The organism is Shewanella sp. SR43-8, assembly GCF_014163775.1.
Lineage (GTDB): Bacteria > Pseudomonadota > Gammaproteobacteria > Enterobacterales > Shewanellaceae > Shewanella > Shewanella vesiculosa.
The window spans coordinates 115,418-137,987 of record NZ_JACJDX010000010.1; the positions used below are offsets into that span (position 1 = coordinate 115,418).

Sequence of the window (22,570 nt, forward strand, 5' to 3'; positions counted from 1 at the left end):
TAACCATGTTGAGTATATGTGATTATGTTCTTATTGCATTTGCTACTTTGGACCCATTGCTGCGCCCCAATGCGCGGCTAATGGTATCGCCTGCAAGTGCAAGCTTGTTCAGATCTATGCCGGTATCTATGCCCATGCCATGGAGCATGTAGACCAGGTCTTCTGTCGCTAAGTTACCCGATGCGCCCTTTGCGTAAGGGCAGCCACCAAGACCCGCAACTGATGCGTCAAATACGCTAACACCGGTTTCAAGGCAGGCAAGAATGTTGGCCAGAGCTTGGCCATAAGTGTCATGAAAGTGCAGAGCTAATTTATCCACTGGCACGACATTCGCAACGGCTTCAACCATTTTTCGAGCATCATTTGGTGTGCCAACACCTATGGTGTCGCCAAGGGATATTTCGTAGCAACCCATCTGGTAAAGGATTTCAGATACTCTAGCGACTTCGCTGACGTTAATATTGCCTTCGTACGGGCAACCGAGTACACAAGATACATAACCACGTACGGCGATATTATGTTTTTTTGCTTCCTCGATTAACGGCATAAAGCGAGCAATTGACTCATCAATTGAGCAGTTAATATTTTTTTGACTAAAGCTTTCAGACGCTGCACCAAAAATAGCCACTTCATCTGCGCCAGCAGCCAGAGCCAGTTCAAAGCCTTTTAAATTGGGCGTCAAGGCACTGTAAACCACGCCAGGGTGACGATTAATTTGACCTCTAAGTTGATGAAACACGGCATCGGAATCGGCCATTTGTGGCACCCACTTAGGTGACACAAAGCTGCCTGCTTCTATTCGCTTAACACCTGCATCGGCCAGTTGTTCAATCAGTGTCAGTTTGTCTGCCGTTGTTACCGGCACTTCATTTTGCAAACCGTCACGGGCACCGACTTCAAAAATACTGACTTTAGTGGGTAACATTTACGCTTCCTCGACGCTGGTTTCAGTCACTAATGGCTCAACATTTAATAGTTGAGCGCCATCGCTGACAAGTTGACCGCTTTGGAAATAAAACTCACTGACTACACCATCAAACGGTGCTTCAATGGTGTATTCCATTTTCATCGCTTCCATCACCAGTAAACCTTGACCCGCTTTAACTTCATCACCTACTTCCACTAAATGCGTCACTACGGTGCCATTCATGGGGGCTTTGAGCTTATCTGCATGGTTAACCACTTCGCCGGCGACTTGAGCCAATATCGCTTTAAAATGGTAACTGCCAGACGGCAAGAATAAAGTGAAATCATCGCCTTGATGGCTGACTGGAATTTTACTTTTATGACCGTTAATTTCGGCTAATAGTAAATCGGCTTTGAGTTCACCGGCTAACGTTAGTACTTGGTCGTGTAAACACAGTTGATACTGTTCGCCAATGGCGGTGAGTAATAAATCATGTTGCTGAACATCGGCTGCGGTATCAGTTAATAGCGATACGTGATGCACGCTAGAGCTGTTTAATCTAAAGCCGCTGACTAAACCCCATGGTGAATAAGGATCGGCACTGTTGATTGCCAGTGCTTTAGCCGCTTGCTTACGTGACAGTACTTGAAAAAGCCCTGCTAGCGCTAAAGCTGTATCGGCTTCAACGGCCGCATCACCAATTAAGGTGTCGCCATAGCGTTCAATAAAGTCAGTACAGAAATCTGCAGCAGCAAACGCTGGGTGTTCGGCAATGTTAGCTAAAAATTCGATATTATGTTTAAGGCCACTAATTTGGTATGACTCTAGCGCATGCACTAAGCGTTGTAATGCACGAGGGCGCGACTCATCCCACACAATCAATTTAGCAATCATTGGGTCATAAAAGTTACTGATAATATCGTTTTCACGAATGCCAGAATCAATACGCACGTGACGATTTTGCTCTGGTTCACGTAAAAAGTTGAGCTTACCACTGGCCGGTAAAAATTCGTTTTGTGGATCTTCAGCGTATATCCGCACTTCAAATGAATGACCATGAATGCGCACTTCATCTTGGCTCAGTGGCAATTCACCACCACTGGCGACCAAAAGCTGCCATTTAACCAAATCTTGGCCAGTGACCATTTCAGTTACTGGGTGTTCAACTTGGAGGCGAGTATTCATTTCCATGAAATAAAAGCTGTTGTCGGTATCCAGTAGAAACTCAACGGTACCAGCGCCGACATAATCAATGGCTTTGGCGGCTGCAACTGCAGCGTTACCCATCTGCGCACGTAACTCATCAGATAAACCTGGAGCAGGCGCTTCTTCAACCACTTTTTGATGGCGACGCTGAATAGAGCAATCACGATCTGACAAGTAAATGGCATGGCCGTGGCTGTCAGCAAACACTTGCACTTCAACATGGCGCGGCTGACGTAAGTAGCGTTCCATCAAGAGTTTGTCATTGCCAAAAGACGAGATGGCTTCACGGCGCGCTGATTTAACGGCTTCTAGGATTTCACCGTCGTTTTCTACGATACGCATGCCTTTACCGCCGCCGCCATAAGCTGCTTTAATCAGTAACGGGAAGCCGATAGCTTTGGCCTGAGCAATTAATGTGGCATCAGTTTGATCGTCGCCGTGATAACCCGGTACGAGCGGCACATTGGCTTTAGACATGATGTTTTTGGCAGCACTTTTACTGCCCATGGCATCAATAGCGTCGCTACCTGGGCCAACAAAAGCGATGCCATTTTGTTCACATTTTCGTGCAAACTCAGCATTTTCAGACAGAAAACCATATCCAGGATGAATGGCTTGTGCACCTGACTTTTTGGCTATCTCAATAATTAAATCGGCTTTTAAATACGAGTCAGCAGGAGCACTTCCGCCCAAATAAAACGACTCGTCTGCCATGGCAACATGACGGGCGTCTTTGTCAGCATCAGAATATAAAGCAATGGTGCGTACGCCCATGGTTTGTGCCGTTTTAATAATACGACATGCAATTTCACCACGGTTTGCTATCAGTAATTTGGTAAACATTATTGGGCTCCTTGTGGATCAGATTTGACGGTTTGCCATGCGGGGGCTCTTTTTTCAAAAAAGGCATTAAGGCCTTCTTGTCCTTCATCTGATACACGAATTCGAGCAATTTGCTCGCTGGTATAATTGAGCGTGGCGTCATCAATAACGCCATCTTCTAAACGCGATACTAAGGTTTTTACCCAAGCCATGCCCTGAGGGCTATTGGCATTAAATGCCGTGATAAAGGGCGCTGCGGCAGCATCTAGGTCATCGTTAATCTGGTGGATAACTTGATGGCTTAAGGCTACATCGGCACTAAAGCGCTCTGCCGTTAGCATAAAGCGACGCGATTGACGATTACCCATGGCGCGCACCACATAAGGACTGATTACTGCGGGGATAAGACCGAGTTTAACTTCGCTTAAACAGAAGCTGGCACCCGTTGTCGCAATGGCAATGTCGCAGCAACAAATTAATCCTAATGCACCACCAAAGGCAGCACCTTGAACCAGAGCGATAGTGGGTTTTGGGAATTTGTCGAGTACATGCATTAATTTGGCAAGCTCGTGAGCGTCAGCAAGGTTTTGGCCAACGTCCATTTTTGCTTGTTTACGCATCCAATTAAGGTCGGCGCCGGCACTGAAGTTTTTGCCATTGGCACGTAAGATCAGCATGTTGCATTGGCTGTCATTAGCAAAGTTTTTGATGGCGTTGATCATTTCGCTGATCATCACCTCATCAAAGGCATTATGCACTTCAGCCCGGTTTAAGATCAGTTGGGCAACACCTTGTGATATGTCACATTCAATGTGTTTATATTGGCTCGTTAACATTGTTACTTACTCCTAGTTAGTTGAATTAGCCGCATCAATTACATGCGGAACACCCCAAAACGGGTGTCTTCAATAGGAGCATTTAACGCTGCCGATAAGGCTAAGCCGACTACGTCACGGGTTTGCGCCGGATCAATAATGCCATCATCCCAAAGACGGGCACTGGCATGATACGGGTGGCCTTCTTTTTCGTATTGTTCAACTATCGGTTTACGAAATGCTTGTTCATCTTCAGTAGACCATTCAATCCCTTTACGGGCTAAACCATCGCGGCGCACTGTTGCTAACACGCCAGCAGCTTGTTCGCCGCCCATCACTGAAATCCGCGCGTTAGGCCACATCCACATCATGGTTGGTTCAAATGCGCGACCACACATGCCGTAGTTACCTGCGCCATAACTGCCACCGATAATCACAGTAAATTTAGGTACATTGGCACAAGATACTGCGGTGACCATTTTGGCGCCGTGTTTGGCAATACCTTCGTGTTCGTACTTTTTACCGACCATAAAGCCGGTGATATTTTGTAAGAACAGTAATGGGATTTTGCGTTGGCAACACAGTTCGATAAAGTGAGCGCCTTTTTGCGCCGACTCAGAAAATAAAATACCGTTATTGGCTACAATCCCGACCGGATAACCATGAATGCGTGCAAAACCACACACTAAGGTTGCACCGTAATTGGCTTTAAATTCGTCAAAGTCAGAATCATCAACGATACGGGCAATCACTTCTTTAACGTCGAACGGCTTTTTAAGGTCAGTGCCGACAATGCCGTACAATTCGTGGATATCAAATTGTGGTGGTTTAACTGGACTTAATAGGCTTTTGATTTCTTTTTGATGATTCAAGCGCAATACAGCACGGCGAGCAAGTTCAAGTGCGTGGTCATCATTTTGCGCCAGATGATCGGCTACACCGGATATTTTAGTGTGCACTTCTGCGCCGCCGAGCTCTTCTGCACTGACTTCTTCACCTGTTGCCGCTTTCACCAGTGGCGGACCCGCTAAAAAGATGGTGCCTTGATCTTTAACAATAATAGATTCATCAGCCATCGCAGGCACATACGCGCCGCCCGCGGTACATAAGCCCATTACCACAGCAATTTGAGGGATGCCCTTGGCCGACATTTGTGCTTGGTTATAGAAAATTCGGCCGAAATGATCGCGATCTGGAAAGACTTCATCTTGGCGGGGTAAATTCGCGCCGCCAGAATCGACTAGGTAGATACACGGTAAATGGCAACGGCTAGCAATATCTTGAGCACGTAAGTGTTTCTTCACTGTGATCGGATAGTAGGTGCCGCCTTTTACGGTGGCATCGTTGGCGATGATCATGCATTCAACCCCACTCACGCGACCAATACCAGCAATCACACCTGCAGCAGGCACTTCTTCGTCATACACTTCATAAGCGGCAAATTGCGATAACTCTAAGAAGGGAGAACCTGGGTCAAGTAGCTTTTCGACACGCTGGCGAGGCAATAATTTACCGCGCGACAAATGACGCTCAAGGGCGACCGGGCCACCACCTTGTGCGATTTGTGCTAGTTTTTGTTGAAGATCATTGACTAATAACGCCATGCTGTCTGACTTGGCTTTAAATTCGTCACTGCGAGGATTGATGCGGCTGCTCAGTTGCGTCATTTCTATGTCCTTAATGAAGCAAAAATAGGGGCTTGATAAGGGCGACAAGATACGCTTGATATGTCGCCCTACTGGGGCAAGTGTTACTTACTTTGACTCGTTAAATAATTCGCGGCCAATTAACATGCGGCGAATTTCTGAGGTACCTGCACCAATTTCATAAAGTTTGGCATCACGCAATAAACGGCCAGTGGCATACTCGTTGACATAACCATTGCCGCCGAGAAGTTGAATCGCGTCTAGGGCCATTTTAGTGGCAAGTTCTGCACTGTATAAAATAGCGCCTGCGGCATCTTTACGCGTGGTTTCACCGCGGTCACATGACTTGGCGACGCTGTAAACATAAGCGCGGGCGGCATTCATACCCGTGTACATGTCGGCTAATTTGCCTTGCACTAGTTGGAATTCACCGATCGATTTGCCAAATTGTTCACGCTCATGAATATATGGCACCACTATGTCCATACAAGCCGACATAATGCCTAGTGGACCGCCAGCTAATACAACGCGCTCGTAGTCTAGGCCGCTCATAAGCACTTTTACGCCATTATTGAGGCCGCCTAAGATGTTTTCTTCAGGCACTTCACAGTCTTCAAACACCAACTCACAGGTGTTTGAACCGCGCATACCTAACTTGTCGAGTTTTTGGGCTTGGCTAAACCCTTTCGATCCACGTTCAACGATAAACGCGGTAATGCCATGTGCGCCTTTATTTAAATCGGTTTTTGCATAAATCACATAGGTGTGAGCATCTGGACCATTAGTGATCCACATTTTGTTGCCGTTCAAGATGTAGCGATCGCCTTCTTTACGAGCATGCAGTTTCATTGATACTACATCGGAACCGGCATTGGGTTCACTCATGGCTAAGGCACCAATGTGTTCGCCACTGACCAGTTTTGGTAAATATTTGGCTTTTTGAGCCTCATTACCATTACGGTTGATTTGGTTAACACACAAGTTTGAATGGGCACCATAACTGAGACCAATAGAGGCAGATGCTCGGGAAATTTCTTCCATTGCCACCACATGGGCAAGATAACCCATGTTGGCGCCGCCATATTGCTCATCAACGGTGACGCCAAGTAAGCCCATATCACCTAATACTGGCCATAATTGGTTAGGAAAGGCGTTGTCGATATCGACTTGGGCGGCCATTGGGGCAATCTCGTTAGCGGCAAAACCACGAACAGCGTCACGTAACATGTCTACATCTTCACCTAAACCGAAGTTTAAGCTGGTATATAAGTCGCTCATTTGTTTGTGTCCTGTTGAATTTTATTATGTGCTGCCAACGCTTTTTATGGGCGTTTTTGGCAGTTTTGTGTCAGTTTTTGCTTAATTGAGTAAGCCTTTTACAATTATTAGCTGTTATAAATTGATTACTTTATTTTTCTGGTCGCATTGTCAGTCAGTGCCGCTTTACATTGTTGCTCGGCAGAATTGAGCTCCATTAGCACCACTTTAATGTCATCCATTTGCTGTTGCAGAGCCGATTTTTTCTCATTGACTAAGTCAAGCATGGTGTTGAGTTGGGTTGAGCTGCTTTTATCGGCATCATAAAGTTCAAACAGACGGCGTGTTTCTGCTAATGAAAAGCCAAGGCGCTTGCCGCGTAAAATGAGTTTTAAACGCACGCGATCTTTGAGGCTGTATATGCGAGTTTGTCCGCGACGCTTAGGTTTGATCAAGCCTTGGTCTTCGTAAAAACGAATACTGCGGGTGGTGATATCAAATTCTTTTGATAAGTCACTGATTGAATATGTTGATTGAGTGCTAGTGGTTGTGCTCATCATGTCACCAAAAGTGTTTCTTTTGATGCAAGATATATGAAGTTTACGTAAAGGTAAAGTTTGAAAGGTGGTTATTGGCTGCGTGCATGTTAATTTTGCTTGCCACTAGAATGTTATTATACCTTAACCGTTTGTTATATTTTGTAATTTATTACCATGGTTTTTTTACTGTTATCGATTAAATACTTAGTTGAATGCTAAGGTTTTTTTGTTGGTTTTAGTGCTTCTTATCCCTTTGTCTAATAGGGGTATTTGATGAATTCTGTTCATAATCACTGCAATACAAGCTGATTAACGGAGAGCAATATGGCTGATTTAGGACTATCAATGCATGCACAATCGATAGCCGAGCCCGAAGTGTTTTGGCAACAAGCTGCACAGGCCATTAGTTGGGACCAAGTGCCAAAAACCGTCTTAGATGACAGTAACAAGCCTTTTTACCGATGGTTTGCCGATGGCAAAATGAATACCTGTTTTAATGCATTAGACCGCCATGTCATTGCTGGCAGAGGTGATCAAACGGCTATTCATTATATTAGCCCTGTAACGCATCACGAATATTCAGTGAGTTATCAATCAGTGTTGGCGCAGGTGAAACGGCTCGCTGGATTGATGATATCGTTAGGAGTTACCAAGGGCGATAGAGTCGTTATTTATATGCCGATGGTACCCGAAACGGCTTACGCCATGTTGGCGTGTGCAAGGATTGGCGCAATTCACTCAGTGGTGTTTGGTGGTTTTGCGGCCAATGAGCTTTCTACTCGAATCAATGATGCTAAACCGAAATTAATTCTCTCAGCTTCATGTGGTATTGAACCTTCTGGTGTAGTGCCATATAAACCTCTGCTAGACGACGCATTATCCCAAGCGACCCATCAAGTTGATCATTGTATTATTCTCAATCGCACCGAATACCAAGCTGAGCTAACTTCACCTCGAGACCTTGATTGGTACAATGCCCTAGTCGATGCGCCTGATGCTGAATGTGTATCATTGGATGCAACCGACCCTTTATATGTGCTTTATACATCAGGTACTACAGGTCAGCCTAAAGGTGTGGTGCGTGATAACGGCGGTCATGCAGTTGCTTTAGCATGGTCGATGAAACATATTTATGACATTGGTATTGGCGATGTGTTTTGGGCGGCATCAGATGTTGGCTGGGTAGTAGGGCACTCGTACATCGTTTACGGGCCATTATTAGTAGGTGCGACAACCATAATGTACGAAGGGAAACCGATAGGCACCCCTGATGCTGGCGCTTTTTGGCGGATAATTGAACAGAAGCAAGTTCGCAGCTTTTTTACTGCGCCAACGGCCATTCGTGCTATTAAACGGGAAGATCCTCAAGGCGACTTTATCAAGCAATTTGATTTAAGCTGCCTTAAGCAAATGTACTTGGCCGGTGAGCGCTGTGATCCAGATACCCTAAATTGGAGTCAGCAGCATTTAGGTAAGCCAGTGGTTGATCATTGGTGGCAAACAGAAACCGGTTGGCCAGTGGCAGCTAACTTAATGGGCACAGATCCAATTGAAATTAAAGCTGGTTCTCCTGCGCGCGCGGTACCTGGGTATCAAGTGGAAATCCTTGATGCGATGGGACAAAAAGTGGCGCCCAATGAAAGCGGTAACGTGGTGATAAAGCAACCGTTACCTCCTGGCACACTAACGACTTTGTGGCAAAACGATAAACGCTATATCGACAGTTACTTGTCTATGTATCCAGGGTATTACTTGACTGGTGATGCAGGATATATCGATGAAGATGGCTACTTATATATTATGAGCCGCATTGACGATATAATTAATGTCGCCGGACATCGTTTATCCACAGGCCGATTTGAAGAAGTCTTATGCCAGCACGATGCAGTTGCTGAGGCAGCGGTAATTGGTGTGCAAGATAAACTAAAAGGCCAAGTGCCGCTTGGATTAGTTGTACTTAAAAATGGCGTTACTATGTCTGATGAGGCTCTTTATAAAGAGTTACTGGCACTAGTGCGTCATGAAATTGGCCCAGTAGCTTCCTTTAGGCTTGTGAGTGCAGTACAAAAACTGCCAAAAACCCGTTCTGGGAAAATATTACGAGCCACCATGCGTAAAATTGCTGATAACAATGAATATACAGTTCCAGCAACCATTGAAGACCCGATGACGCTAGATATTATTCGCACAGCATTAACTAAGATGGGTTACGCGGATGCACTGGCTAAAGAATTAACTGTTTAGTGTGTAATCCCATGCCAATTAAAGTTAACCAATGACATTGTGTTGATGAAAGGTAACCTCAAAAAGCGAGCATAATTAGCTCGCTTTTTTATTTGCAGATAAATACTCGTGATAGTTTTGAAATCCAGTATTGCGATTATTATCTGCTATTACAGCAAACGCTAATTTAATATTAAGCTCACGCCAGCTTTGGGGCGATTTATCGATTAGGTGGTGAAAGCTGGACTATGTGTCATGCAGAGGGGCAAACGCAAGGTGTAGACGTTATGCATCTATTAAAATAAGGCATAATGGGTCACTAAATTATCGCTTTATGTATGACATAACATAAGGTTTAACAGGTTGAAACTGCAAAGTTTCAACCTGTTATTTTGTCAATATCCTGTCTTGAAACAGGTTTATACTTTTAAGGTGAGACAGAATAGGTCGATTGCCATCTTTATAAGCTTAAAAATGTTGATATTTAATAAATTTTTGTTGATAGGTTAGTACTAGATTGAGATGCATGTTTTTTATTAAGTTATTGTCTTTAATAATGAATAGCTACTTTAAATTTTATTAATATGTAGTATCCTGCTTTATTAGTACAGACGACAGCCATTTTGTGACTGTAATTTAGTTACAAGAATCGTTATAATTGCCACCCAAATGGATTCGCACTACGCGATTAATCTCTGTGACCTGTGGAAACATACACTATGAATAACCACACCCAACAATCTCACGTCGGCGTTATCGGCCTCGGTGTGATGGGCAAGAATCTCGCATTAAACATTGCTGACAATGGCTACCATGTCGCTGTTTTCGATTTAGATACTCCAAAAGTCAATGCTGCTGTGGCTCAAGAACAAAGCGAGCGCAAAGCAAATACCGCCCCACGCATGTCCCCATGTAACAATCTTACAGAAATGCTGGCCAAATTAGTTGAACCTCGAGTTATCGTGTTATCTGTGCCTGCAGGCGCACCAGTTGATGGTGTGTGTAAATCGTTAATTGAAGCAGGTATTGAAGCTAACGACATTGTTATTGATACAGGCAATAGCTTGTGGACCGATACCGTTGATCGTGAAGCTCACTATAACGGCCAGTTTATTTTCTTTAGCTCGGCGGTTTCTGGTGGTGAAGTGGGTGCACGTTTTGGACCATCGTTAATGCCAAGTGGTGACGAAAAAGCTTGGCATTATGTTGAACCTATTTGGAAAGCTATTGCGGCTAAAGTTGATCCAGCAACAGGTTTACCGATTGAGCGTTTTGAGCCTGGTAATCCGGTCACTGAAGGTGAGCCGTGTACGACCTATATTGGTCCTGCGGGTTCTGGTCATTACGTTAAAATGGTTCATAACGGTATTGAATATGCAGATATGCAGCTTATTTGCGAAGCATATCAATTACTCAGTGACGGTTTAGGCCTATCTGCCAATGAAATCAGCACCATATTCAATGGTTGGAATAAAGGTATTCTTAACAGTTACCTTATGGGCATTAGTGCTGAAGTCTTGCAACAAGCCGATCCGTTAACGGGCAAACCTTTAGTTGAAATGATTTTGGATAAAGCGGGCCAAAAAGGTACTGGTTTATGGACGGCAGTGAGCAGCTTACAAATTGGTTGCCCGGCGCCAACAATTGCTGAAGCCGTTTATGCGCGTGCTGTGAGCACCCAGAAAAACTTGCGCATGCAGTTAAGCTCTAAGCTTGCTGGCCCAGCACCAATCAGCTTTAGTGAAGCAGACAAAGCTGAATTTATTGCTAATCTTGAAGATGCTTTATATTGCGCTAAAGTGTGCTGTTATGCTCAAGGCTTTCAACTGATGGCGATGGCAGCAAAAGAGCAAAGCTGGAGTTTAGATTTTGCTGAAATCGCAAAAATTTGGCGTGCAGGTTGCATTATTCGTGCGACTTTCTTGCAATCAATTACTCAGGCTTATCAAGAAGATGCAAATCTTGCAAACTTATTGATGGCTGATATCTTTAGCCAAACATTGTCGCAAAAACACCTTAACTGGCGTAAAACAGTTGCTGCATCAGTTATGCAAGGTATTCCTGCTCCCTGTATTAGTTCGGCTATTGCCTATTACGACAGTTATCGCTGTGAAATGCTACCCGCTAACTTGTTACAAGGTCAGCGTGACTTTTTTGGTTCGCATACTTTCGAGCGTACGGATAAGCCAGCAGGTGAGAAATATCATTTAGATTGGAGCGCTAAAGAGCGTACTTTATCAAAAGTATAATGGCTCTTAAGCTTAAAAAGGCGCCTCATTTACAATGAGGCGCCTTTTTATTTTTTAATAAATAGATTTATCGCAGTGAGTGAAAGAACAGAGTTAACTAAGCGAAAAATACAGGCCAACACTGAACAGTACACTGAAAATCATCGTTAATTTTGCTGTTTGCCCAAGTATTGGGTTTAATGCTTCACCGCTGTTGTTGTGAAATTCGCGGCTGAGATTACGCGCAATAATTAACGAGGCTCCCGATAATAATACGGGTAAACCTTCGAGGGCTCCGAGTAAAAATCCGGCAATAATGATACCAAAGGGTAAGTAGACAAAGCTTTGATATAGCACTTTAGCTTGCGCTTCACCAATCCTCACTGCAAGCGTGTTTTTACCGGCTTTAGTATCAGTTGAAATATCTCTAGTATTATTGACCAGCATGATAGCCGCATTAAAAAAGCCAATGGCGCAACCGAGTAACCACGCGGTCATGGTGGTGGTTCCTGCTTGTAAATAGTAACTGCCAACAACGGCTACCAAACCGAAAAATACAAATGCAGCTATTTCACCTAATCCATGTGATGCCAGTGGGTAGGGGCCTCCGCTATAACATAACGCGCCTAAAATAGAGGCGACTGCGAGAATCGCAATAGGCCAGCCACCGTGTACTATCAGTAACGAACCGACTAATAATGATGTGATCAGGCAGCTAATCATGGCATTTCGTACTGATGAGGGGGCTAGGATACCACTTTGGGTGACTCTAATAGGACCGATACGTTCTTCTGTGTCTATACCATTTTTAAAGTCAAAGTAGTCGTTCGCGAGATTAACTGAAATTTGTAATAATACCGCACATAACATTGATGTGAAGGCAATAAGTAAGCTAAATTGTTCGAGCCCAATGGCCAGCATGTTGCCAATTAATAATGGACCAATTGCCGCTGGTAGCGTACGAGGTCGGATAGCCATAAACCATGATTGCATTGAGCTAGGTTGCATAATATTGTGAGACGCAGTGTTGATTAGTCATGTCTAATAGCATATCAAATATTCATTTAGACTGCAGATATGAATATTTGCGTTGCATCACTATTTTACGATTTGTCATTAGATAACTGAAATTCACTATTATCATCGAATAAGCTAGAAAACATCAGCTTAACTGAGGTAACCTTAACGTTAATCCATGTTATAGAGAAGGTGTTATGAGTCAGGTATTAAACGATTTACTGTCATTATTGTCACTTGAGAAGATTGAGCTAGGTTTGTTTCGTGGTCAGAGCCAAGATTTAGGCTTTGGGCATGTGTTTGGTGGCCAAGTGATGGGACAAGCGTTAAGTGCTGCAAAACAAACGGTGAGCGAAGACCGTCATGTACATTCATTACATTCATATTTCTTACGTGCCGGTGATGAAAAGTTACCGATAATTTATGATGTTGAAAATATGCGTGATGGTGGTAGTTTTAGTGCGCGCAGAGTAAAGGCTATTCAGAAAGGGCGACCGATTTTTTACATGACCTGTTCATTCCAAAGTGTTGAACAAGGCTTTGAGCATCAAGATGTGATGCCGGATGTCCCAGGACCTGAAGGTTTATTAAATCAGCAAGAACTTGCAATGACAATGCGTGATAAAGTACCTGCGCAAATGCTCGAAAAGTTTATGGCTGATTCTCCGATTGAAATGCGTTTAGTTAATCCTCTACATCCCATTACACCAAATGCGACAGAGCCTAAACGCTATGTATGGTTACGTGCCAATGGACAAATACCTTCGGATCATAGTATTCAAGAATATTTACTGGCTTACGCATCGGATTTCAACTTTCTAGCCACAGCTACTCAGCCACACGGGGTGTCTTTTTTAACACCAGGTATGCGGATGGCCACTATTGATCATGCTATGTGGTTTCATCGTCCATTTAATATGAGCGAATGGCTACTTTATTGTATTGATAGTCCTAATGCTGGCGGTGGACGTGGGTTTGTTAAAGGACAGTTTTTCGATCAGCAAGGACGTCTTGTGGCTTCTGCCACACAAGAAGGTTTACTCAGAATGACCAAGTAGGATGCTAAAGATGATTTTATTTAACAAAGGGATTCAATTCGCGCTAGTGGTTTTGATTGCCATGATGCTCAATGGTTGTGTGACAGTAGAGCCTGAAAAACCGGTAATCGTGAACGGTTATGCCGGATATGCCGAAAAGATTGCTTTGCCACAGGGGTGTAAGATCAACATTGCCTTGATTGATTTTAATACTCCAGGCGCGATTATTTCTCAAAAAAACTTTGATATTGCCAGAGCGCCTGTTCCATTTAAATTTACTTTGCCTGCCAACCTCATTAACAGTGGAGTCGATTATGGTGTGGTGGCAATGATCACCTATCAAGGCAATGCAATTTTTCAAACTTATGATAAGTTTCGTGTGATCAATAACGGTCAATTTACCACTCAAGTGTTAATGAAACGCGTTAAATAGCCACTTCGTAATCTCGCTCACAAACTGTTATCCCCGCCATTGATTGATTAACGTGGCGGGTAGTAATCTTTTGCTACTTTAATGTGTTGTTTAGGTTGTTTATGCCAGAGCTGATCTTGAATCATCGTTCGGATGCGCAAACGCGCTTAATTTGGGCTTTGTGTATCGCTTCTATTGTGGTTTATATTAATTTGTACACAGTGCAAGGCATGCTGCCGTCAATTGCTGAGAATTTTGGCGTGTCGGGTGCACAAGCGACTTTGGTGCTTTCTGTTACCAGCTTTACCCTAGCATTTTCATTGCTTTTTTATGCCGTGTTGTCTGACAGAATAGGGCGATTAGCCCCGATAGTGCTCAGTTTATGGCTATTAGCAGCATCGAATATTTTGTTAGTTTTTGCCCAAACGTTTGATGATTTACTTATGGTGCGCTTGTTACAGGGAATTTTGTTAGCGGCGGTGCCCGCAATTTCGATGGCATATTTTAAAGAGCAATTGGCGCCTTCTTTTATGCTCAAAGCCGCTGCTGTATACATAATGGCTAACAGTATGGGCGGCATTGCAGGGCGAATTTTTGGCGGTTTAATGGCACAAAACTTGTCATGGCAATCGTCTATGGGGTTGGTCTTTGTGGTAACGCTAATAGGGGTTGCTTTGGTGACATACTTATTACCACGCAAAGAGATAAAACCTACAGTGATTAAGCAGAAAGTGTCTTTACTGCGTAAGGTAAAACAAGACATCGATGGTTTTATGTTTCACTTATCTGATCCGCAAATGCGTTTGGCCTATATGGTTGGTGGCTTAGCCTTTATGATGATGGTCAATCAGTTTAGCTTTATTCAGTTACATATTATGGCTGAGCCTTATGGGTTGAGTCGTTTTAATGCAACCTTGATATTTTTATGTTACTCAAGTGGCACTTTTGCGTCTTATTTGTCAGCTAAGTGGATTATGCGATACGGTTCTATGCCATTATTTAGAGTGGCATTATGCTTAATGGTTGCCGGTACTTCATTGACCTTAGTCGATACGCTGGCTGCCATTGTGATTGGCTTTTTGATCAGTGCTTGTGGGTTTTTCCTAACTCATAGCTGCTGCAATTCGTTTGTTGCCATTCGTGCAACCAGTCATCGGGCTAAGGCTACGTCACTTTATTTATGCTGTTATTACCTTGGGGCCTCCTTAGGCGGACCTTACTTAATGTTGTTTTGGCATAAAGCAGAATGGAATGGGGTGGTAGTGGGTTCTATGACGCTTTTGGCATTGTTACTAGTCGCTATTTGGCGTTTAGGAATACATCAACAGCATGCTGCTGATGTATCTATCGCCGATTAACAGGTTAATTCTCAATAAACTGTTTACGGTCTAAGTCAAATTTGCGCATTTTGTCGTACAAGGTTTTACGGGGGAGCTCGAGCTGTTCCATGGTTAATTTTATGCTGCCTTTATTATGACTTAAGGCTTCTTCAATCAACATACGCTCAAAAAACTCTACTCGCTGCTGCAACGACATACTGGTATGTATGGTTGTATTGCTTTCTAGATTACCAGCAAAAGCGGCCTCAGCGCCCAGTAGAACATAGCGTTCAGCTAAGTTACGTAATTCACGCACATTACCCGGCCAATCATGTGCGGTAAGCACCATGGTTTGTGACGTATTTAAGGCAATAAGTGCTTTATGGTATCGAGCCGATGCAATTCTAGCAAAGTGTAAAAACAGCAGTGGAATATCTTCTCTTCTATCTCTTAGCGGCGGAATAACGATAGTGACCAAGTTAAGACGATACAATAAATCTTGTCTAAATTTGCCTTCTTCACACAGCTGCTGCAAGTTTAATTTTGTTGCAGCAATGACTCTGATATCTAAGTCTATTGGTGTGTTTGAGCCCAGTCTTTCAACTTTGCGGTCTTCCAACACGCGTAATAATTTCACCTGCAACGCCATTGGAGTACTTTCTATTTCATCTAAAAGTAGTGTACCGCCATTGGCATATTCGAATTTGCCGATACGGCGTTTGTCTATGCCGGTAAAAGCGCCTGATTCAGCACCAAAGAGTTCGCTTTCTATGAGATTTTCCGGAATAGCACCACAATTAATTGCGACAAAGTTGGCTTTGTTACGGTAGCTATGGTCATGTAAATATCGGGCGACTAACTCTTTACCCGCACCGGTTTCACCTTCAATCATAATATCGGCAGGTGTATCTAATACTTGGTCTATAAGGTGGCGCATTTTCATTACGCTAGGACTGTTTCCTAAAATACGCGGGCCAGGAGCAATGTGAGATTCAAGTTCGCGCTTAAGCTTGCGGTTTTCTAACGTTAACGATCGCTTATCTAGAGCACGTTTGGTGACATCGAGTATGTGTTCGTTATTAAAAGGTTTTTCGATAAAGTCGTAAGCCCCTTTTTTCAATGCGTCGACAGCCATTGCTATGTCACCAAAGCCAGTTAACAGTACAACAGGAAGATCACTGTCTTGTTGTTTCAGTTGTTGTAATAAACTCAATCCATCAAGTAATGGCATATTGACATCAGAGATCACAATACCTGGCCAGTTAGCGGTAATGTGACTGGAAATAGACTGTGGGTCTGTGGTGGCTAAGGCACGAATATTTTCGAGTTTGAATAATTGTTGCAACACGATACCAATATGAGGTTCATCATCAACAATAATGACTTGATAATCGTTGATGTCTTGTATTTGAGTCACGTTTAGACTTCCTCACGTAAATAAAGAGGCAAAATAATATGGAAAATAGCGCCACCTTGAAGGGCGTTTTCGACTGTAATAGAACCTTGCATAGATTCGATAATCCGTTGCGAGATGGACAAGCCTAATCCTAATCCCTGACGTTCGCTGGTGGTATAGTAAGGTTCAAAAATTTTGCTCATTTGGCTTTCTCTCACACCCGGACCACTGTCTTGGATACTGATGTTTACCTTATTATCGCAATAGACTTCGATACGTAATTTTCGTTCGGTAGATTGTTGCATTGCGACAATGGCATTACTGATAAGATTAACCAATACTTGCTGTAATCGCACGCTGTCACCCCAGATTTGACACTTACCCTGTAGGAGTTGCAGCGACAGTTTTATACCTTGCTTGTCTATTTCAGGTTGAACAATTGTTAACGCCTGTTCTATCGATTTTGTTATATCAGTGGCATTGTCTTTACCCTGAGACTTACGGGTAAAGCTCTTAAATTGGCCAATAATATCAGCCAATCTATCGGTTAGTTCGATCATGATTTTGATGTTATTACCGGCATCGTCAAGCATATTTCGCCCGATGAAAGTTTGGGTATTTTGTGCGTAACTTCTTAGTGCCGCCAGAGGTTGATTTAGTTCGTGATTAATACTGGCTGACAGGCTGCCTATGACGGTCAGCTTTGCAGCTTGAATAAGTTCGTCTTGAGTGTCTTTTAATTGGGTGTTGGCTTGCTCAAGCTCTAAGGTGCGCTCTTTTACCCTTTGTTCAAGTTGATTTTGTGCTTGACGCATTCGGCGTAAATTTTTACGACGTTCAATGTTATAAAGAATAAATAATGCCAGTAATAAATATAGCGTGGCAGCCAATAGCAATATCTGTGGCAAAGACTCATATAAGGGCTTCATTGGTGCAAGTACATGAACGTTCCAATTTGCATTAGGCATAAATTGATGACGTTCAAGGTATTTTTTTTGCCCTTCAAAGGATGATATTTGGTAAACCTGAGCAGCATGGGAGTTACCAATCTTAAAGCTAGGATTGACACTAAGCTCACCAATGGGTCTATTGGCGTAACGTTTTGAAGAGTTGAGTGCAAAACGTTTGGCCTGTGTCAGTGGTGATAATGAATTAAATCGCCAGCTATTGATACTTGATAGAAACACGATATTGTCTGGATCGCTGATCATAAATTCATATTGGCTTGCGATGGCAATGCCACTACTTTGTTGTTCAATTAAGCCAATATCAACTTTCACAACGACTACCCCCAAGACTAGACCATTGTGATAAACCGGGTTAGCAAAATAGAAGCCGCGCTTATTTGATGAAGTTCCGACGGCATAATATCGTCCTGATTTACCTGATATCGCTTCGATAAAGTAGGGTCTAAATGAATAGTCATGATTAATAAAAGAATTCGGCTGATCCCAATTGCTGGCGGCAATAGCGACTCCGAGCGCATCGGTCAGGTAAATATCAGATGATTCGGTGACTTGCTGTAATTCAGATAAGTAAGCGTTCAGCTTTTCAATAGTTTGAGAGTTTTGTTGATCGAGTAACCCCTGTTCTAATATAGGGTTTTGTGCCAGTACGGCTGGAATATTCTCGTAGTGTGACAGTGCGTTATCGATAAAAATAACCAGTTCATTGATTTGCTTCTCAGATTGCTCTGCAATATTTTTCGTGCCTTGTTCAAGTACATACCAATAAGTCATTTTAAGAGTGAGTAATAATCCTATGATGAGCATGATGCTTACTAAAATATTACGTTTCTTGATGGTAAAAAATGAAAGCATGAATATTACCAATTAGTTGTGGTTATTTTGAGTCATGAATAAAAAAACGAGCCTTAATCAAGGCTCGTTTATAATACGCGAATTATCAAGCTAGTAGCCGTTTAATTTGTCTATATATTCCGGTAAAAATAGTGAAATTTGTGGAATATAGGTAATTAACATCAAGAAACCGAGTAATAATACCAACCAAGGTAAGCATGACTGAATGACCCATCCCATACTTTTACCCGTTATTCCCGCAGTGACAAAGAGGTTGAGTCCGACGGGGGGGGTGAGCATTCCTATCTCCATGTTAACCACCATAATGATCCCTAAGTGGATAGGGTCTATACCCAGTTGCGTTGCTATAGGGAACAGAATGGGCGCCATAATGAGCAAAATGGCAGAGGGCTCCATAAAGTTACCTGCGGCTAACAGCAGTAAGTTAACAATGATCAAAAATCCCCAGGCAGGCAAACCTAATCCGACAATGGCTTCTGCAATAATGTGCGGAATGCGTTCGGTGGTTAACACGTGCGCAAATAGCATGGCATTAGCAATAATAAATAGCAGCATAATACTGACTTTTGCGCCGTCACGAACCACATGACGAATTTCTTTGTCGGTAGGTGTTTTTATCACAGCAAGTAACATGTAGCCGATATTGCGAAATGAGGCTCCGATTAAAGACTCTTGTTGATTACGCCAAGCCACATTTTTAAGTGGTCCAATATCTCGATAACCAAATACCGCAATAAAGTAAGCGTATACACAGGCTACTGCTGCAGCTTCTGTTGGGCTGGCGATACCACCATAAATTGATCCGAGTACAATAATAATAAGTGCTAAACCGCCAAGAGCTTTAGCACTTGATATCGTTAGCGCTTTTACGCCAGGAAAAGGGCGTGAAGGTAGCTTTTTTATTCTTGCCACAATGTAGATGGCCAGCATTAAAATACAGCCCATCATTAATCCTGGTATCAGACCTGCCATAAACATTCTAGCAGCAGATACTTCAGTTGCAGCGGCATAAACCAGCATCACAATTGAAGGTGGGATTAAAATACCTAAAGTTCCTGAGGTGGTAATCACTCCAGCAGCAAATTTTTCAGGATATCCAGCTCGTACCATGCCAACAATTACAATTGAACCAATTGCAGCAACAGTGGCAGGTGACGATCCTGATACGGCGGCGAACAACATACAAGCCATAACGGAGGCCATAGCAAGACCACCGCGGATATGACCGACACTGTCCATAGCGAAGTCGATAATACGCCTAGCGACGCCACCAGTAGACAAAAATGCTGACGATAAAATAAAGAATGGAATAGCTAATAAAGTGTAATGTTCTGATGTTGATTCATATAGTTTAAGCACAATTGAGGCGAGTGAGTCATTTGAAAACAACAAAATCGTCAACATGCTTGAAAAGCCTAAAGCAATAGCAATTGGCATACCAATCATCATACATATAAACAAAGCGATAAAGAGTGTGGCTATAGTCATTATTTCGCGTCCTTATCATTTTCTCGTTGTTGTTCGGATGATGTGGATAGCGCTGCTTCATCAATTAAATGCATACTGTCTTTAGCTTCATCGGCCAATTGAAAGCCAACTGCTTGGTTTTTTAGAATAGCGATAAACAATTCTACAAAGCGCCAGGTGAGCATTGAAAATCCGATAATGAGAATACTTTGAGATAACCAAATCGGCACTGCACCATCGTCTACATCGATGCGCAATGTTTCCCAAGCAAAATCGGGATCTAGCTGTTGAATTAACCATGCTGGAAAGTCGATATCTTCCATCGGGATACCAATTTGGTACATTTGACTAAGGTAGTCCCAAGCCCCCTTTAAAAACATCGCACAGTAAATAATGCAACATAGACATGCAAAGATCGCTACCGCTTTCTGAGGTTTGCCTGACAATTTAGACACAAAGGCATCAACGCCAATATGTGCACCCACTTTGACGCCATAAGACATGCCAAATAGTACAAACCAGCCACATAAGGTTAGGGTGAGTTCTTGGATCCATAAGAAACCGGTATCGAAAAAGAAACGAGCAATAACTTCGCCAAAAACGAGCAATGTCATTAATGTAATCAAAAGATTAAGAAAGCCTTCTTCAAAATAACCAAATAGTCTTGAAATCACGGTCATACTCCTTAAATAAAAAAGGGTGGTACTAACGCTGAATGCATTCAGTACCACATCAAGTATTTAGACTATTTAGTGTTAGCCGCGACAGCAGCATCAATCATGTCTTTGCCAATTTGATCTTCAAACTTAGCCCAAACTGGTTTCATAACATTAATCCACTGTTGGCGTGCAGCAGGGGTTAACGTGACGAGTTCAGAACGCTTAGAGTCAATAATCGCTTGTCTATCTTCATTATCTTTTTCTGAGGCAATTTTGTTGCCAAGGGCAATCGCTTCATCCAGAGATGACTTAAAGATGGCACGTTTTTCTGCTGGTAAGCCTTTCCAGAAGGTATTTGATGTCACCACCATATAATCTAAAACACCGTGATTACTCTCAGTGATTTGACTTTGCACCTCATAGAATTTCATTGAGTAGGTATTTGACCAAGTATTTTCTTGACCATCAATTGCGCGGGTTTGTAATAAAGTAAACACTTCAGAGAATGGTTTTTTTACTGGAATGGCACCAACAGCATCAAACTGAGCTGCAATCACGTCAGAGGCCATGATACGAAACTTTTTGCCTTTAGCATCTTCTGGTAATGCTAATGGATCGTTTGCTGAAAACTGCTTCATACCGTTGTGAAGATATCCCAGACCAACAACGCCTTTACGGTTCATTGAGTTGAGTAATTTCTGGCCTGATTCTGATTGCTGAAAACGATCAACCGCTGCCATATCTTCAAATAAGAAAGGTAAATCGAAAATCTGTAGTTTTTTGGTAAAACGCTCAAATTTAGACAATGATGGTGCAACAAATTGCACATCGTTTAACAGTAATGCCGCCAGCTCATTGTTATCCCCAAATAACTGTGAGTTTGGGAATACGTTAACAATGTATTCACCTGGTAGGCGCTGTTCAACTAACTCTTTAAATTTCAGCGCCATCTGTCCTTTTGGCGTGTTCTCTGCAACCACATGCGAAAATTTAATTTCTATCGGTTCAGCAAAGACATTAAAGCTCGCAGCAAGGATTGAGGCAATCGTTGCTAGCTTAGCCATTGATTTTAGAGGTCGAGTAAAGGCACTTGTTGATTTTTTCATATAATTAACTTCCTTTTTTTTAGTGTTTTATTTTTCCTCAGCTGGTGACTTGCTCCAGAACAAGTACGCCATAAACGCTTATGAGGATAGTTAAAACATAGCAAGCATTGGGCCAGAATGTTAATTATTTGTAACTGCATGATATTTATTAATTTAAATTTACATAGGAAAAATAGAAATCATTTTGTGTGTGGATAGTCACACACATTCAATAAAGCAATGGGTGGAATGTCACACATTTTCTTATGATGTTATCGAGATCTAATAAGTGGGGGAGTAGCTGAAGAATAAATTACTGAAGATTGAGTAAGGTTGATTATGTATTCTTGGTAAACCAGATAATCAATGATATCCATATCTCGATAGAATAGACAAGAAATCGCAAATACAAAAAAACCACCATAAGGTGGTTTTTTGTTTTTAATGCAAAAATGATATTAAGCATTAGTACCAATTATTAATTGGTGGAGCTACACGGGATCGAACCGTGGACCTCTTCACTGCCAGCGAAGCGCTCTCCCAGCTGAGCTATAGCCCCAAATTTTAGTTAATAGACACCAAAATTTGAAAAATATGGTATCCCATAGGGGATTCGAACCCCTGTTACCGCCGTGAAAGGGCGGTGTCCTAGGCCTCTAGACGAATGGGACACAGTTGATACGTTATACTCTGTATCGAGTGAATACTCATTGGT

General features: G+C 42.7%; 17 protein-coding genes and 2 tRNA genes. 5 read left to right on the forward strand and 14 right to left on the reverse strand.

Annotated features, from left to right (window positions below; genetic code table 11):
* Positions 1-22 precede the first annotated feature (22 nt).
* The 6 genes from H5114_RS14230 to H5114_RS14255 form a co-directional block, all read right to left on the reverse strand.
* Positions 23-925 carry a hydroxymethylglutaryl-CoA lyase gene (locus H5114_RS14230; RefSeq protein ID WP_182698098.1) on the reverse strand — a complete coding sequence of 301 codons (903 nt, stop codon included), beginning with the start codon at positions 923-925 and terminating at the stop codon, positions 23-25.
* Positions 926-2,956: an acetyl/propionyl/methylcrotonyl-CoA carboxylase subunit alpha gene (locus H5114_RS14235; RefSeq protein WP_182723274.1), complete on the reverse strand. Its 2,031-nt coding sequence runs from the start codon at positions 2,954-2,956 to the stop codon at positions 926-928.
* Positions 2,956-3,771 carry an enoyl-CoA hydratase-related protein gene (locus tag H5114_RS14240; protein ID WP_182723275.1) on the reverse strand — a complete coding sequence of 272 codons (816 nt, stop codon included), beginning with the start codon at positions 3,769-3,771 and terminating at the stop codon, positions 2,956-2,958. Before H5114_RS14240 ends, H5114_RS14235 begins: the two co-directional genes overlap by 1 nt.
* 38 nt (positions 3,772-3,809) lie before the next feature.
* Positions 3,810-5,417, reverse strand: a complete 1,608-nt coding sequence (locus H5114_RS14245) for a carboxyl transferase domain-containing protein (protein WP_124017998.1) — start codon at positions 5,415-5,417, stop codon at positions 3,810-3,812.
* A gap of 87 nt (positions 5,418-5,504) precedes the next feature.
* Positions 5,505-6,674, reverse strand: a complete 1,170-nt coding sequence (locus tag H5114_RS14250; RefSeq protein WP_124017999.1) for an isovaleryl-CoA dehydrogenase — start codon at positions 6,672-6,674, stop codon at positions 5,505-5,507.
* A 125-nt stretch (positions 6,675-6,799) separates the two neighbouring features.
* Positions 6,800-7,210 (reverse strand): MerR family DNA-binding transcriptional regulator, encoded by a 411-nt coding sequence (locus tag H5114_RS14255; RefSeq protein ID WP_124018000.1) that lies wholly within the window; start codon positions 7,208-7,210, stop codon positions 6,800-6,802.
* Between the two features lie 306 nt (positions 7,211-7,516).
* Here H5114_RS14255 and H5114_RS14260 point away from each other — a divergent pair, with 306 nt between their 5' ends.
* Positions 7,517-9,436, forward strand: a complete 1,920-nt coding sequence (locus H5114_RS14260) for a propionyl-CoA synthetase (RefSeq protein WP_182723276.1) — start codon at positions 7,517-7,519, stop codon at positions 9,434-9,436.
* Between the two features lie 698 nt (positions 9,437-10,134).
* Positions 10,135-11,664 carry an NADP-dependent phosphogluconate dehydrogenase gene (gene gndA / locus H5114_RS14265; protein WP_182723277.1) on the forward strand — a complete coding sequence of 510 codons (1,530 nt, stop codon included), beginning with the start codon at positions 10,135-10,137 and terminating at the stop codon, positions 11,662-11,664.
* Between the two features lie 93 nt (positions 11,665-11,757).
* Here gndA and H5114_RS14270 read toward each other — a convergent pair whose 3' ends face one another.
* Complete coding sequence (locus tag H5114_RS14270; RefSeq protein ID WP_124018003.1) at positions 11,758-12,651, reverse strand: 1,4-dihydroxy-2-naphthoate polyprenyltransferase; 894 nt, start codon at positions 12,649-12,651, stop codon at positions 11,758-11,760.
* Positions 12,652-12,857: 206 nt separating this feature from the next.
* Between H5114_RS14270 and tesB the strand changes: the two genes are divergently transcribed.
* From tesB to H5114_RS14285, 3 genes are all read left to right on the forward strand, one after another.
* Entirely contained in the window at positions 12,858-13,718 is an 861-nt protein-coding gene (gene tesB / locus H5114_RS14275; RefSeq protein ID WP_124018004.1) for an acyl-CoA thioesterase II, read from the forward strand.
* Positions 13,719-13,728: 10 nt separating this feature from the next.
* A complete protein-coding gene (locus tag H5114_RS14280; RefSeq protein ID WP_124018005.1) occupies positions 13,729-14,130 on the forward strand; it encodes a YbaY family lipoprotein in 402 nt (133 codons plus the stop codon).
* A 101-nt stretch (positions 14,131-14,231) separates the two neighbouring features.
* Positions 14,232-15,467: an MFS transporter gene (locus H5114_RS14285; protein ID WP_124018006.1), complete on the forward strand. Its 1,236-nt coding sequence runs from the start codon at positions 14,232-14,234 to the stop codon at positions 15,465-15,467.
* A 4-nt stretch (positions 15,468-15,471) separates the two neighbouring features.
* On the opposite strand, the gene H5114_RS14290 is transcribed toward H5114_RS14285, so the two are convergent.
* From H5114_RS14290 to H5114_RS14320, 7 genes are all read right to left on the reverse strand, one after another.
* Entirely contained in the window at positions 15,472-16,845 is a 1,374-nt protein-coding gene (locus H5114_RS14290; protein WP_124018007.1) for a sigma-54 dependent transcriptional regulator, read from the reverse strand.
* Positions 16,846-16,847: 2 nt separating this feature from the next.
* Positions 16,848-18,644 carry an ATP-binding protein gene (locus H5114_RS14295; RefSeq protein WP_182723278.1) on the reverse strand — a complete coding sequence of 599 codons (1,797 nt, stop codon included), beginning with the start codon at positions 18,642-18,644 and terminating at the stop codon, positions 16,848-16,850.
* Between the two features lie 90 nt (positions 18,645-18,734).
* The gene (locus H5114_RS14300) at positions 18,735-20,132 is read right to left on the reverse strand and encodes a TRAP transporter large permease (RefSeq protein WP_124018009.1); all 1,398 of its coding nucleotides are present in this window, start codon (positions 20,130-20,132) and stop codon (positions 18,735-18,737) included.
* Positions 20,132-20,791 carry a TRAP transporter small permease gene (locus H5114_RS14305; protein ID WP_182723279.1) on the reverse strand — a complete coding sequence of 220 codons (660 nt, stop codon included), beginning with the start codon at positions 20,789-20,791 and terminating at the stop codon, positions 20,132-20,134. The genes H5114_RS14300 and H5114_RS14305 overlap by 1 nt, the downstream gene beginning before the upstream one ends.
* A 65-nt stretch (positions 20,792-20,856) precedes the next feature.
* Positions 20,857-21,876 carry a TRAP transporter substrate-binding protein gene (locus tag H5114_RS14310; protein ID WP_124018011.1) on the reverse strand — a complete coding sequence of 340 codons (1,020 nt, stop codon included), beginning with the start codon at positions 21,874-21,876 and terminating at the stop codon, positions 20,857-20,859.
* A gap of 462 nt (positions 21,877-22,338) precedes the next feature.
* Positions 22,339-22,414, reverse strand: a tRNA-Ala gene (locus H5114_RS14315).
* Between the two features lie 36 nt (positions 22,415-22,450).
* Positions 22,451-22,526 (reverse strand) — tRNA-Glu (locus H5114_RS14320).
* Positions 22,527-22,570: the final 44 nt, after the last annotated feature.

Excerpts from the sequence above, each read along its gene's own strand:
- H5114_RS14280 (WP_124018005.1), top strand. The coding sequence starts at position 13,729 with ATGATTTTATTTAACAAAGGGATTCAATTCGCGCTAGTGGTTTTGATT.
- gndA (WP_182723277.1), top strand. The coding sequence starts at position 10,135 with ATGAATAACCACACCCAACAATCTCACGTCGGCGTTATCGGCCTCGGT.
- H5114_RS14240 (WP_182723275.1), bottom strand. The coding sequence starts at position 3,771 with ATGTTAACGAGCCAATATAAACACATTGAATGTGACATATCACAAGGT.
- H5114_RS14260 (WP_182723276.1), top strand. The coding sequence starts at position 7,517 with ATGGCTGATTTAGGACTATCAATGCATGCACAATCGATAGCCGAGCCC.
- H5114_RS14300 (WP_124018009.1), bottom strand. The coding sequence starts at position 20,132 with ATGACTATAGCCACACTCTTTATCGCTTTGTTTATATGTATGATGATT.
- H5114_RS14295 (WP_182723278.1), bottom strand. The coding sequence starts at position 18,644 with ATGCTTTCATTTTTTACCATCAAGAAACGTAATATTTTAGTAAGCATC.
- H5114_RS14230 (WP_182698098.1), bottom strand. The coding sequence starts at position 925 with ATGTTACCCACTAAAGTCAGTATTTTTGAAGTCGGTGCCCGTGACGGT.
- H5114_RS14305 (WP_182723279.1), bottom strand. The coding sequence starts at position 20,791 with ATGACCGTGATTTCAAGACTATTTGGTTATTTTGAAGAAGGCTTTCTT.
- H5114_RS14235 (WP_182723274.1), bottom strand. The coding sequence starts at position 2,956 with ATGTTTACCAAATTACTGATAGCAAACCGTGGTGAAATTGCATGTCGT.
- H5114_RS14255 (WP_124018000.1), bottom strand. The coding sequence starts at position 7,210 with ATGAGCACAACCACTAGCACTCAATCAACATATTCAATCAGTGACTTA.
- tesB (WP_124018004.1), top strand. The coding sequence starts at position 12,858 with ATGAGTCAGGTATTAAACGATTTACTGTCATTATTGTCACTTGAGAAG.
- H5114_RS14285 (WP_124018006.1), top strand. The coding sequence starts at position 14,232 with ATGCCAGAGCTGATCTTGAATCATCGTTCGGATGCGCAAACGCGCTTA.
- H5114_RS14250 (WP_124017999.1), bottom strand. The coding sequence starts at position 6,674 with ATGAGCGACTTATATACCAGCTTAAACTTCGGTTTAGGTGAAGATGTA.
- H5114_RS14245 (WP_124017998.1), bottom strand. The coding sequence starts at position 5,417 with ATGACGCAACTGAGCAGCCGCATCAATCCTCGCAGTGACGAATTTAAA.
- H5114_RS14270 (WP_124018003.1), bottom strand. The coding sequence starts at position 12,651 with ATGCAACCTAGCTCAATGCAATCATGGTTTATGGCTATCCGACCTCGT.
- H5114_RS14310 (WP_124018011.1), bottom strand. The coding sequence starts at position 21,876 with ATGAAAAAATCAACAAGTGCCTTTACTCGACCTCTAAAATCAATGGCT.